Consider the following 13811-nt stretch of genomic DNA (forward strand, 5'->3'; position numbering starts at 1 on the left):
AGATCTCCGGCTTTTCTTTTACCTCTGGTTTCTCTAACACATTCGGCTCTTCCGTTACCTTTGGCTCTTCCGGTTTTTCTAAGTCTTCTAGTTCTTCTGTTGTTTCTTCTTCAACTTCTTCTTCCTCTGGTTTTACCCAGATTTCCGGTCTTTCTGTTACCTCTGGCTTCTCTAGCACATTTGGCTCTTCTGTCACCTTTGGCTCTTCCGGTTTTTCTAACTCTTTCAGATCTTCTGTTGTTTCTTCTTTATTTTGCTCTTCTACTTCTATTGCTTCCTGTATCTTTATATTTGTAATATCATATCCGTTCACTTTCGACTGATATCCTGATACTGGTTGTTCTTTCACTTCATACTTATAAGCTTTTCCCTCATTATCAAATGCTCGTAACTTTCCAAACTCATAGTTCCAGCCATTGGCAGCAGTAACTTCTTTCGTTGCAATAACTTTACCATCTTGCAGTAAGTCCACTTTAATTGTTTCCGGGCGATCATTCACTTTGTCGCCTTCCCACTTTTTCGTTCCTATAACAGATGTAGTTTTTAACTTATTTGGGATCATAAGTTTTATTCCGTTTACATCATCCTTCTTAATTGTGAAAGGAATTTTTGCTTTCGGATCAAACTCTACGTACTTCGGGGCATTAATTTCTTGCACATAGTAATTACCAGGAGTAAGATTTGAGGCTTCCACTATTCCTTCTTTATTTGTTGTATAAGAATCACCAATTTTCTGTCCTGACTCTGTATACAATTCAAAAGAAACACCTGGGATAACTTTCCCTTCGTTTCCTTCAATATGCTTAACAATTTGCAGCGTTCCTTTTGCAGGTAAATCGCCTTCAGCTTCGCCGCCAAATGATATATTTTCAACCTTTGCGCTATTAGATTCAGAAGTAGGCTTTTCATTTAAAATTTGATAATCAAGTTTATAGTCATTTTGTAGAAACTTTAACTTCTTCCCACTTTCAGTTATCGTAGATTTGTAAGCAACGGTAAATGAAGTAGCATTCCCCATATGTTTATAAATGACAACTTCAAACGAGTTATCACCCGTAAAATTTATATATCCATAGCCTCGCTGTTGAAATTGCTCAAGAGACAAATATTCTTTATTATTAATAGTTACAGTAAAACTATCTTTTTTAAGTAATTGCCCCTCTTGTAAAGTATCTTTCAAAACGATGTTGTTGTGTAAATATTGTTTCTTTAAATTAAAATTTAAAAACCAACGTACTTCATCACTGTTGTTTGGTTGAATATCACCAACTTTATAGAAAAAGATTCCCGGTTCGTTACCTTCACTTTTCGGATGAGTAATGCTAACCGATTGTTTTTCTAAATCTGTCCCTAAGTTTGTTTGTATATCTTTCGTTTTTCCTGCTTCTACATTCATAGCTTGGACAGTGAAATTGAAACTCCCGCGAATATTTTCGCGTTCCTCTACCGTCTCATTAAATGTACAAACTACACTATTTGCATTAATCTGGCACGTACCGAAAACACGTCCTGACTCATCCTTTAATGTAATCGTACCACTAAATCCTATTAATTCTGGCGGTAGCGCTAACGTTAATGTATCCCCTGCCTTCATCTCTTTGCCGGGTTTTTCGCTAAAGTTTACATGTATGCTAGTCTTTTCCCCATAAGTTAATTTTGTTTTTTCGATTGTAAAACTATCGACTATTCCCGATGTTCTTAATTCTTGAGCATGTCCTATAATAGGTGTGAAAACCTGTCCTATTATAACGGTGAAAATAAAACAAATTACAGAAATTCTCTTTAAATATGTACTCATAACGCCTCCAATATTAATCATTAAATTTTTAATCGTGAGATCGATTCCACTCAAAATACCCCTTAAAAATAAGGGGGATACGAATTAAAGATTATTTGTAGCATCAAACCATCGTTAGTGATACGACATAAAATAGCAAACAATACAATTCATTAACTATATTATTCATTTCTACTTTTTTTGGGCAGCCAACAATAAATACTATTCCTAATAAAAATACATTACAAGACTGTTTATTTACATATTAATTTGTTATTATATTCATAATACCAAAATATACTTAATGACCATTTCAGTCATATGGTCATCTGATGATTGGCTATCTTTATCTTTCAGCGATGATTCTTCTCTCATAACTTTATTCTACTCTTACTGAAATTATTATCTCAAAATCTATAAAATCCACATGAATAAATCAAAAAAACCTTATCTAAAGCGACATATATACATTCGTAAGCAAAATAAAACGCTACGAAAAATATTTTTATATAATAATAAGAGAACGTTTAAATAAAAGATACATACTACTTTTTTAATCATTTAAAAAAATAAAGCTATCTTTTCTTATTAAAAAAGATAGCTTTATCTGTATAGACAACCGTTCTACCGCTTACTTTTTCGCGCCTTTCAACGACTCTCTCAGCACAAATTTTTGTAATTTCCCACTTGCATTACGAGGAAGTTCATCCACAAATAAATAATGACGTGGACGTTTATAATCTGCTAATTCATCACTTTCTTTACAATACGTTTCTAAATCAGCCTCTGTAATTGTTTCATCTTTCTTCACAACAACTGCCACAACACGTTCTCCCCATAATTCATCCGGCTCACCAAGCACCGCAACATCTAATATACCAGGATGACTATGGAGAAAATCTTCAATTTCACGTGGATAAATATTAACGCCGCCACTAATCACCATATCATCCACGCGATCTGCGACGAATAAATAGCCGTCTTTATCGAAGTAACCTAAATCACCAGAGTGATACCACCCTTTATACATCGATTTTACATTTGCCTCTTCTCGGTTATGATAACCAGCCATCATAGTTGGACCGCGCAAAATAATCTCTCCTACTTCATAAGGAGGCAATACATCATCTGGTTCTGCCGGTGCATCTTCGTTTGGTTTTACAATTCGAATTTCATGACTAAAGCATGGCGTGCCTGCTGAACCTGCTTTCGTAATTTGATCTTCTTCTACGAGAAACGCAACAACTGGTCCCATTTCTGTCATTCCGTATATTTGAACAAGATCAATATAAAGACGTTCTTTACATTCCTTCACTAATGCTGGCGCCATTGCAGCCCCGCCGTATATACCGATCTTCATTGACGTTAAATCATACTGCGTTAAATCTTTTTGCAACAGCATATTCCACATCGTCGGTGCTGCAAAGAATGTCGTAATCTTCTCTTCTTGAATTGTATGTAATACTGTTTCCGTATCAAAATGATGTAAAATAACATTCTTTCCGCCAACTTGAATACGCGGGATAATTCCAGCATTCAGCTCACCGCAATGATATAAAGGTGCAACGACAAGTCCGACACTATCTCGATTATATTTTAGGAAATACGTACAAATCATACTATGCTCAGCCATTTCACGATGGCGATGTAATACACCTTTCGGATGACCAGTCGTACCGCTCGTATACAGCATCGAACAATAATCCATTTCATTAATTTCGATATCTATTTTCTTAGAAGATGCTGCGTTCACTTTTTCATGGTAAGAACTTGCATAAGAAGGTGTATCGTCTTCTACATACCAAAAAGACGAATTCGGAAAATCTCGTTCAATGATAGCGACAGTTGGCTCAACTGCTTTTTCAAAAACAACGACTTTCGAGGATGCATCCTGAAGAATATAAGATACTTCTTTTGCTTTTAAGCGGAAATTAATTGGGTTAAAGATCGCTCCAATTTTTGCACAGGCTAAGTAAACGTTTACAAATTCACGGCAATTATATAAGTAAACAGATACCGTATCGCCCTTTCTTACCCCTTCTTCTAATAGAGCATGCGCCGTTTTATTTATTTGCTCATTCCACTGTTTATACGTCCAGCGAATATTTTTTTCTGGTTCCACTAACGCCTCTTTATTCGGATACTTACCAACAGATAAATCAAATATTCTCCCTATCGTCATGTACATGCCAACAATTTCCCCCTTTTCTCTTTCATAAATCTATCATTTCGTCCATAAGTAGACATTGTCCTTTAATGATTCGTCTAATTTTTCTGATTATTATCGACATAGTTTTACAAACAGTTCCGCTTTTGGGGGTAAGTGAAATTATATCGGCGATTTTCCGGATATATCGGCGCAACTTGAATTATATCGGCGATTTTCAAAATATATCGGCGCAACTTGAATTATATCGGCGATTTTCCAGATATATCGACTTACCGACAAAAACTGACAAGATAAAAAAGAAGCCGTCCCGACTCGGAACAGCTCCTTTCTTCTTATGCAAATAGCTCTTCTAAAATTTTCAGTTTATCTTCTGTATATTTTACGAAGCCATCGTTATATGATTTTGGATCTTTCGGATTCGCAAAGTGCGTAATTGCACCTGTCTTCGGATGAACAAATTTACTTGATGCCCCGCAGCCAAGTCCGATAATTGATTGTACTTCTTCCATAATGACAATGTTGTAAATACTTTCTTGCGTCGGCATTGCATAACCAACGTTCTCTAAGTTACCTAAAATATTCTTTTGACGGTATAGGTAATATGGTACGTAATTATGCTTTTGCGTCCACTCTTCTGCTTCGTGCATCATCGCTGTAATTTCTTCGCGACCTGCTACTTTATATTTACGTTTGTTTTGCGTCATTTCAGAAGCACGTTTAAATGATAACGTATGAACTGTTAATGATTCTGGCATTAACTTTTCTGTTTCATCTAGTGTATGCTTGAAAATATCTAACCCTTCACCAGGAAGACCAATAATTAAATCCATATTAATATTATTCATTCCCATTTCACGAGCTAAATGATACTTCTCAATTGTTTCTTCTACAGTATGATGACGTCCAATTGCTTTTAATGTTTCTTGATGGTATGACTGCGGATTAATACTAATACGGTCAATGTTCCATTTATTTAACACTTCTAGCTTCGCTGGCGTAATTGTATCTGGGCGACCTGCCTCAACTGTTACTTCACGCACATTTTTCACATCTGGGAACGCTTCATACATTTCTTCATACAGCATATCCATCTCTTCTGCTGTAATACTTGTCGGTGTACCGCCGCCGTAATAAATCGTCGTAACTTTTACACCTTTTTCTTTTAAAAACTTACCAATTTCACGAACTTCATAATGTAAACCACCTAAGAATGAATCAACAGAGCCTTGACGTCCGTTAATTGCATACGCCGGGAATGTACAATATGCACATTTTGTTGGGCAGAATGGGATACCGATATAAATACTTACTTCCTCTTTCAAACGATATAAATCCGGAACTACCGCTAATTGGCAATCAACGATACGTTGAAGGAGTTCAATTTTCTCTTCATGAATTAAATAACTTTCACGAAGTTCTTGGTGTGCTTCTTCTTTTGACATACCGTTTTGAAGCATTTTATGAAGAAGTTTCGTTGGACGAACTCCAGTTAAAATACCCCAGCTTTGTTCAATACCAGTTAACTGCTGAAGAACAGAAAGATATACATAAGAAACAACGTGCTTCACTTGCTTCATACGCTCTTTTTCATCTGTAAAAGCAGATAAATCTTTTGCGAATGTTTCTTCATACACATTTCCAGTCGCAACATCTGTTAAACGAGCTGATGCTTTCACATTCTCTTCAATGTGTATATCAACGATAAGATTTGCTTCCTCTTGTTCAAATCCAATCGTACTATCTTCAAAAAATAAGCCGCCAATATTTTGTAGCGGACGTAAAAAACGATCATCTTGTAACGTTTTAATTGAAATTAACAACATTATCACCTTTTCATTTGCAAACTCTCTTTAGTTTACTTGAAGGGCGTTTGCAGGTCAATACAGAAGGTTTTACCTTATTTTCATATCCTATTTAAAACAAACTGAATATTGATTTTTCATGAACTTTCCCTAGTTGTATAGACATTAGAATATACTCTTGTTACAATCTAGAACGTATTAGTACTTGCTACTAATTTAAATACATATAAAGGAGGACTCTTAACACGCACGAAAGACTATCACGTGTTAAAACAACTATGAAAAAAAAGTTTTACAACATTTTAGCATTATCTTTGGCATTACAAACATTTGTAGCGCCTACCCATTCATTCGCAGAAAGTATAGAAAAAACTGCGGAATTGTCTATGGATGAACAAGCTTTAAAAAGCATTGAAGAACATGCAAAACAGCATAGACATGACGAAGAAAACGACCTTGAAATCTCGGGTGAATATCTTCTCCACTTATCAACAAAACTTCCACTATACAATTCAAATGACTTAAAAACGAAAACAAATATTGAAATTGCTGAACCAGTAGTAAAAGCAACGAAGAAAAAAGGGAATGCATATTACATACAAACTACGTTTGGTGCTGGCTGGATTAATAAGGAAAGTAATAGTTTAGAAGTACAAGAGATTCATAAACTCTCGAATCAAAAACTAATCGTAACAGAAGAAGCATCAGTATATTCCTTCCCTTTCCAATCGTTTAAAGAAGAAACGAAATTACAGCCACAAACAGTAACTCCTACTGAACAAGCTGGGAATTGGTTTAACATTCAAATGAACGGAACTGAGAAATGGATTTATGCTCCTTCAGCTACATTCGACGGTACGAAAGCATCATTATTTGAAAAAACAGGTGCTATCGAAAAGAGAAGCGCAACTTTCTTCAAAACACCATCTAATTTACCTACAAATAACGTTTATGGTGTTACTTTTAAAGAAATGATTGTTCCAAAAGGAAATGAAAATATTCGCCCTGGCTACGCAATGGAACCGAAATACATTACAATTCATGAAACTGCTAATACAAGTAAAGGTGCGAACGCTTTAAATCATGCGAAGTACTTAGATAATCAAGCTCGCGGAAATACTGATCGTTCAGCGTCTTGGCATTTTACAGTAGATGACAAAGAAATTTATCAACATCTTCCGCTAAATGAAGTTGGGTGGCATGCTGGAGATAAAACTGGAAACTATGAATCTATCGGAATTGAAATTGCTGTGAATAGTGATGGAAATTATACGAAAGCGGTAGAAAATGCGCGCAAGTTAGCTGCTTTCTTAATGAATGAATTAAACATATCTCTAGATCACGTTCAAAAGCATCAATTTTGGAGCGGAAAAAACTGCCCTGCATTTATGATTCAGCGCGGACAATGGGATGCTTTCTTAAAGGGCACGAACGCTTACTATAACGAACATCGTAAAGATGTTATGCCGCCGCCAGAAGTCCCTCATGAAAAAGACGACATTGCAGGTGGTTGGTATGAGCAAGACATTCGTCAATTAGCTGCTAGAAAAATCATGTTCGGTGACGGCAATGGTTCTTACTGGCCAAACCGCCTCGTGACACGAGCTGAGTTTGCAAATTTAATGTCGAGAGCTTTAAAATTACCTGCTGGAAACGCTAAATTTACAGACTTAAACGAAGCACACCCATCTTTAATAGATGGAATTAACCGCGCCGCTAGCGCAGGGATCATTAATGGTCGTGGGAATAATAAATTTGATCCCAATGCTACAATAACACGTGATGAAGCTGTTATTATGATTGACCGTGCATTAGAATATAACTGGATTTATAGAAAAGAAGTGAAATTACCATTCACTGACCAACACTTAGCATACGATAAAAAAGCATTACAAAATGTTTATGCATACGGAATTGTAAAAGGTAACGAACGAAATGAATTCGTACCAAAAGGCACAGCAACACGCGCTGAAGCAGCCGCATTTTTAAATCGAATGCTTAAAGTTATTGAAGCTTAAACAAAGAAAAACGTAGCCAAAAGCTACGTTTTTCCTTTATCGTTTCGGTGTATTTTTATGATTCTTCAAAAACGGAAGCGGGAATTGCTTGCGGAAATGCTCTTTAATCATATACTCTACGCCGTTCTCACTATTTGAACGTGTAATCCAGTCGGCCGCTTGTTTTACCTCTACAGGCGCGTTCCCCATCGCTACCCCGAGACCCACATTTTCAATAACCTCTAAATCTTCCATGCTATCTCCAATGGCAACCATTTCGTTTAACGAAATATTTAAATGCTCTCCAAGCAATTGTAATCCACGTAATTTTGATACATTTTGTGGCAAAATTTCTATTCGTTTTGAATCACATTCAATATACTCTATATCTTGAAACGCTTTTCTTAATGTATTCAGTCCTCTTTCTTTTTCACCTTTCGTTTGGAAAAGAACATCAATTTTTGGCGCCGCGACTGGATGATCACGAAGCGCATCACCTAACGAATCTACAAATTGAACTGGATAAAATAACGGATCCGCACTCGATAGCACAGTACGCGCAATTAAGTTTGGTGTATTTCTCTCACGATTTCCGATTGAAAACCGTTCATGAGAAATGCGGACGTTACAGTCAAAATGCTCCAATACTTGCACAATGTTAAATGTCTTCTCTTCCGATAATCTTCTTTGAACGTACGGCTTATCTAAAGTTGCTGAAACGAAAGCACCGCCATGTGTCACTAATATAGAATCTAATTTTAACGCCTTTGCTACTTTATGAGCGGACTGAAAATTCCGGCTCGTAAATAATGTAACGTATACGTCTTTTCTTTTTACAAATTCAATTGTTTCTTTTAATCCTTTTGCAATTTTTCCGTTGTTGTATAGTAGTGTCCCATCTATGTTAAGAGCTAGTAAGCGATAAATCATGTCGCACTCCCCCTCTTCGCTGTTGTACTCTATCCATAATTTATGAAATAAATGTAGCAAATAGAACGAGTTAGAATTACTACTGAAAATTTGGTTTACTATATACATATACACTTAGTAAAGGAGATAGTACAATGCAAGCACCACCTTCCTTTTATGAAGGCGATACGTTAGAAGTCGCAAAAAAATTACTCGGACAGAAACTTGTTCATATTGTAGATGGAATAAAGCGAAGTGGAATCATTGTTGAAGTAGAAGCATACAAAGGTCCGGGTGATAAGGCCGCACATAGTTACGGCGGCAGACGGACGGATCGTACGGAAGTCATGTTTGGTGCGCCAGGACATGCTTACGTATATTTAATTTACGGTATGTACCATTGTTTTAACGTCATTACAGCACCAGTAGGCACCCCGCAAGGTGTTCTCATTCGAGCCCTTGAGCCGGTAGATGGAATAGAAGAAATAAAACTAGCGCGCTACAACAAAACAGACATTACAAAAGCACAGTATAAAAACTTAACGAACGGACCTGGAAAATTATGTCGTGCCCTTGGAATCACTTTAGAAGAACGAGGCGTATCATTACAAAGTGACACATTGCATATTGAACTCGTCCCAGAAGAAGAACACATATCATCACAATATAAAATAACAGCAGGACCTCGTATTAATATCGACTATGCAGAAGAAGCTGTACATTATCCGTGGCGTTTTTATTATGAGGGGCATCCGTTTGTTTCAAAGAAATAAAGTGAAACTTTAATCAGTGGGGAGTGCCTTCATCCCCCACTGATTATTAGTTGAACCAATCGGACTTTTATGGGCAGTTGATCCCCCGCCTAACTTCTTTGCTTTCGCTGAATTTGGAAGTGGGGATCTTACTGCCCATTAAAGCGGGATAAACGATATCAACGATTTTTCGAATATATCTATCATAACTCACAATATATCAACGATTCGACAAGGAATAACATTACAAATAAAAGAAGACTGTTCCAAAATGGAACAGTCTCTCCCTTTTTACTCCGCACCTTCCGCAGTCGCAATATTATCCTCTAAGTTTTCTCTAGATAATTCAGCCGCCATAAAGTCAGCTGTTTCTGGAAGTGCTAAATGCATATGAGCTTTTTGACAAATTTGGATCGTACAGTTTTCAACAACATAGTCGAAAACATGTCCGCCTCCGCTTCTTTCATCGTCAATATAATGTAAGTGGAATCCAGCTACACCAATACCTTGCGCATAATCTGGTGTCCAAAATCCAGCAAGCGTACCTTCTGTATTTTCAAATGAGAAGATTGGTTGTGATTTCGTCACTTCAACGAGTGGTGTATACGGTTTTTCTTGTCTTGGAACCGTTCTCGTTCTTACTTCGCGGAACGTACCATCCATTCGAATACCATAAAATAGGTTTTTACTCGGCATTAATTCATGTAATAAAGCTTCCACTTCTTCACGATTCATCGGATGCTCCACTGTATAACTCATTTCTTTCTCAAAAAACGTTACAGTCGCAAACGGTGTTGTTTCTTCTGGCTCTACTTTTTCTGCTGAACCGTCTGAACGTAAATGATAAAATTCGTTATCAAACGCAATCATTTCACCATCTAACTGATCAAATGTGCCGATACCGAAATCACCACGTTTTTTCAAATCTTCAAAGCTAATCACACCATCATATATACCATCTAATAGCGCAAGCATTGTAGATGTTTGATATACTTCATTACTCGTTTTCGTTTTTTTTGCATCAATATCAATTAATTGCGCAACAGTCATCTCAAATCTGCCTCCATTAGTTTAATTGGTTTGGTAATAATTTTTCGCTTAATTTAATGTTGTCACGATAGTCAATTGGAATATCAATAATGACAGGACCATCTGCTGCTAATGCTTCTTTTAATACCCCTTCTAATTCATCAGGCGTGTTAACACGAAGACCTAACGCCCCGAAACTTTCCGCATATTTCACAAGATCAACATCCCCAAACTCTGTAGCTGATGTTCTGCCGTATTTCATCATTTGTTGGAATGCAACCATATCATATGTGCCGTCTCTCCAAACGAGATGGACGATTGGAGAATTTAAGCGTACCGCCGTTTCTAACTCCATCGCTGAGAATAAGAAACCACCGTCACCTGATACGGAAACTACTTTTTTACCTGGTTCTACTAAAGTAGCTGCGATTGCCCAAGGGAGTGCAACACCTAACGTTTGCATACCGTTACTAAATAATAATCTACGTGGTTCATAAGAACGGAAACATCTCGCCATCCAAATAGAATGGGAACCGATGTCACATGTAACAGTTGTATCGTCACTAATTAAAGAACGAAGTGTACGAATCACTTGAAGTGGATGCGTAACACCTTCTGAAGGACGATTTGGAACTTCTGCTTGTTCTGATAATTTCGCACGTAATCGTTCTAATACTGCTTCTGATTTCGTACTTAACACAAGTTTCGGTAATTTTTCTGCGATACTATTTACTGTTAAGGCAATATCACCAATTAATTCACGCTCTGGTTGGTAATCATGATCGATATCTGCTTGATGGTCATCAAGATGAATAATCGTTCTGTCCCCAAGTTTATTCCAGAATTTCGGATCATACTCAATTGGGTCATAACCGATAGAAATAACAAGGTCCGCTTCTTCTAGTAAAATATCACCTGGTTGGTTACGGAATAAGCCAACGCGGCCGAAGAAATGATCTTCTAATTCACGTGAAATCGCACCAGCTGCTTGATATGTTTCAACGACAGGAAGTTCTGTATCCGCAATTAATTCACGAACAGCTTTCGTCACTTCATTTGTGCTTGCTCTCATACCGAGTAAAATAACCGGCAATTTCGCTGCTTTTATTTTTTCTACTACGTATGTAATATCATGTGTGGGAGCGATTCCAAGCTGTGGCTTAGAAAGCGCACCGATAGACTCTACATTCGTTTCCGCAGTCATAACGTCTTGCGGAAGACTTACTAAAGTAGCGCCTGGATTTGTGGAAGTCGCACTTCGGAATGCATTTGATAATGCTTCTGGCACATTATCAGGATGCTCTACTTCTACGCTATATTTTGTGATTGGTTCGAATAGTGCAGCATTATCCATAGATTGGTGCGTACGTTTTAATCGATCTGTACGTGGAACTGCACCAGCTAAAGCAACAACGGGATCACTCTCCGCATTCGCAGTAACAAGACCTGTCGCTAAATTTGATGTCCCTGGTCCTGAAGTTACAAGACATACGCCCGGTTTTCCTGTTAATCTACCAATCGCAGCTGCCATAAATGCTGCATTTTGTTCATGACGACAAACAATTAACTCTGGTCCTCTTTCTTGCAGTACATCAAATACAGAGTCAATCTTCGCTCCTGGAATACCGAAAACATGTGTAACACCTTGTTTAATTAAACAATCAACAACAAGATCTGCTCCTTTTGTTTTTGTCTTCACGTCGTTTGCTTTTACACCTGTACTCAAACTAACCATTCCTTTGTTTCATAATTTGTGTAATAAAGATTTTAAACTTCACCTGGTTAATTAACGTGGTGAAGTATTATTTATCATTATATTACAAATGCATTATTTTTCCAACGATATGAATTTGACAGTTTTATGACACTCATTAAGGAATGCGCTTACAACCCTTTATTTATCTTAAAATAATATTTTCATATTTTCTCGAAAAAATATAAAAAACTTCCATCTCATCACGGTACCAAAATGTTTACAGTACCTTGCAAAGAACACTACTAAATGATATATTTGTAAATATTGGAACACCCATTAATTGGAATAACATTCGTAGTTAGTATATCCCCCTCTCAAAAAAGAGCGAATTCTCAGCTATAATTCATTATTTTATAAAGGGAAGTGATTACAATGAACAAAAGTGAATTTTTAAGCCAACTTAGTTCCTCCCTACGGAATATACCTAATTCAGAAAAGGAGGATATCATCTCAGAGTACGAAACTCATTTTATTAGTGGTAAACAGGATGGAATATGCGAAGAAGAAATTTCTAAAAAACTAGGAAACCCTAAAGCTATTGCTAAAGAACTTAATGTTTCCTATGCAATAAGCAATGCTGACAAGAAACGAAGCTTCAAAAATATGATAACTGCACTATTTTCTGTTATGAGCTTAAGTGTTTTAAACTTTGCCTTTATCTTTATCGCCTTTTTCGTACTACTCTTTTTATTACCTTTTCTTCTAGCACTAATCATTGCCACTCCAGTATTAATTATTTCACCTATTTTATTAATAGGATTAGGATTCTTTAAAGGGTTTCATCAAATTAGTTATTCCGATGTTTATAATGTGTTCATCGCTTTTTGCGTCGGTTTACTCATATCCGTCGTATGTTATCAAATGGTCAAACATATATACGCACTTTTAGTAAAGTATTTGAAATGGAATATAGCTATTTTACAAAGACACTAATGAATAAAAAAGGAGATTAAAATGAAGAAATATACTTTATATTCACTCATGCTACTTACAGTTTTATTTCTATCAGCTTGTTCAAACAGTGCACAACCTAAGGAAGAAAACGATGTACAATCTATTAAAGATGTTACGGTTAAAATTCCGGAAACTATATTCACTTCCTCAAAAAAGAATGAAACGATTAACGAAGATGAAATGAGAAAAAATATAAAAGATTATATAGATTATAGCTGGGAGTTATCTGAAAACATCATTCCACTTGCCTCAACAACTCCTGATAAGAATTTCACTGATTCCGATCGAAAAAAATTACAAAAACTAATCGATCTAGCGAAACAAAACGATATGAATTTCCATGAGTTTATTAGTAATAATAATTTACCTACTGATTATAAAAAACCTTCAAAAGAAATCTATGAATTTATGTCATCATCTACGGCTATTTTCGTAGAACTAGATCAAGAATTAAACAAACTCGCCCAAGATGGTAACTTATTCAAAGCCGATTTTTCTTTTACGAAGCACCTTGAGAAAGCTAATGGACGGAAGCAAAAAGAGATTGAAAAGTTTTTAAACGAAAAAAACATTAAAACTTCAATTAACAGCAATAAAAAGAATTAACGGATGTACTACATACCACTTTCAAAATAGCTATTTTGAAAGTGAGGTTTTGTGGTCTA

At 36.3% G+C, this 13811-nt stretch carries 10 protein-coding genes; 4 read left to right on the forward strand and 6 right to left on the reverse strand.

Annotated features, from left to right (window positions below):
- The 3 genes from PDQ40_RS23640 to PDQ40_RS23650 all read right to left on the reverse strand — a co-directional run.
- A partial coding sequence (locus PDQ40_RS23640; RefSeq protein ID WP_270691688.1) for a Cna B-type domain-containing protein occupies positions 1 to 1798 on the reverse strand: 1798 nt, incomplete at its 3' end.
- 610 nt (positions 1799 to 2408) lie between these two features.
- On the reverse strand, positions 2409 to 3965 hold the full coding sequence (locus PDQ40_RS23645) for a fatty acid--CoA ligase (protein ID WP_000282004.1): 1557 nt from the start codon (positions 3963 to 3965) through the stop codon (positions 2409 to 2411).
- Positions 3966 to 4279: 314 nt separating this feature from the next.
- On the reverse strand, positions 4280 to 5770 hold the full coding sequence (locus PDQ40_RS23650; RefSeq protein WP_001998823.1) for a coproporphyrinogen III oxidase: 1491 nt from the start codon (positions 5768 to 5770) through the stop codon (positions 4280 to 4282).
- Positions 5771 to 6027: 257 nt separating this feature from the next.
- Between PDQ40_RS23650 and PDQ40_RS23655 the strand changes: the two genes are divergently transcribed.
- Positions 6028 to 7767, forward strand: a complete 1740-nt coding sequence (locus PDQ40_RS23655; protein WP_000726515.1) for an S-layer homology domain-containing protein — start codon at positions 6028 to 6030, stop codon at positions 7765 to 7767.
- Positions 7768 to 7803: 36 nt separating this feature from the next.
- Here PDQ40_RS23655 and PDQ40_RS23660 read toward each other — a convergent pair whose 3' ends face one another.
- The gene (locus PDQ40_RS23660; RefSeq protein ID WP_270691689.1) at positions 7804 to 8676 is read right to left on the reverse strand and encodes a Cof-type HAD-IIB family hydrolase; all 873 of its coding nucleotides are present in this window, start codon (positions 8674 to 8676) and stop codon (positions 7804 to 7806) included.
- A 134-nt stretch (positions 8677 to 8810) separates the two neighbouring features.
- On the opposite strand from PDQ40_RS23660, the gene PDQ40_RS23665 reads away from it, so the two are divergent.
- The gene (locus tag PDQ40_RS23665; protein ID WP_001148802.1) at positions 8811 to 9428 is read left to right on the forward strand and encodes a DNA-3-methyladenine glycosylase; all 618 of its coding nucleotides are present in this window, start codon (positions 8811 to 8813) and stop codon (positions 9426 to 9428) included.
- 270 nt (positions 9429 to 9698) lie between these two features.
- Here PDQ40_RS23665 and alsD read toward each other — a convergent pair whose 3' ends face one another.
- Together alsD and alsS are read right to left on the reverse strand one after the other, a co-directional pair.
- Complete coding sequence (gene alsD, locus PDQ40_RS23670; protein WP_073541940.1) at positions 9699 to 10457, reverse strand: alpha-acetolactate decarboxylase; 759 nt, start codon at positions 10455 to 10457, stop codon at positions 9699 to 9701.
- Between the two features lie 16 nt (positions 10458 to 10473).
- Entirely contained in the window at positions 10474 to 12162 is a 1689-nt protein-coding gene (gene alsS / locus PDQ40_RS23675; protein ID WP_000103506.1) for an acetolactate synthase AlsS, read from the reverse strand.
- Between the two features lie 402 nt (positions 12163 to 12564).
- On the opposite strand from alsS, the gene PDQ40_RS23680 reads away from it, so the two are divergent.
- Positions 12565 to 13125 (forward strand): DUF1700 domain-containing protein, encoded by a 561-nt coding sequence (locus PDQ40_RS23680; protein WP_001042981.1) that lies wholly within the window; start codon positions 12565 to 12567, stop codon positions 13123 to 13125.
- A 21-nt stretch (positions 13126 to 13146) separates the two neighbouring features.
- Positions 13147 to 13752 (forward strand): NDxxF motif lipoprotein, encoded by a 606-nt coding sequence (locus tag PDQ40_RS23685; RefSeq protein WP_074540878.1) that lies wholly within the window; start codon positions 13147 to 13149, stop codon positions 13750 to 13752.
- The last annotated feature ends 59 nt before the right edge of the window (positions 13753 to 13811 follow it).

Origin of the sequence: Bacillus cereus group sp. Bc061, from assembly GCF_027715825.1 — a bacterium.
Classification (GTDB): domain Bacteria; phylum Bacillota; class Bacilli; order Bacillales; family Bacillaceae_G; genus Bacillus_A; species Bacillus_A paranthracis.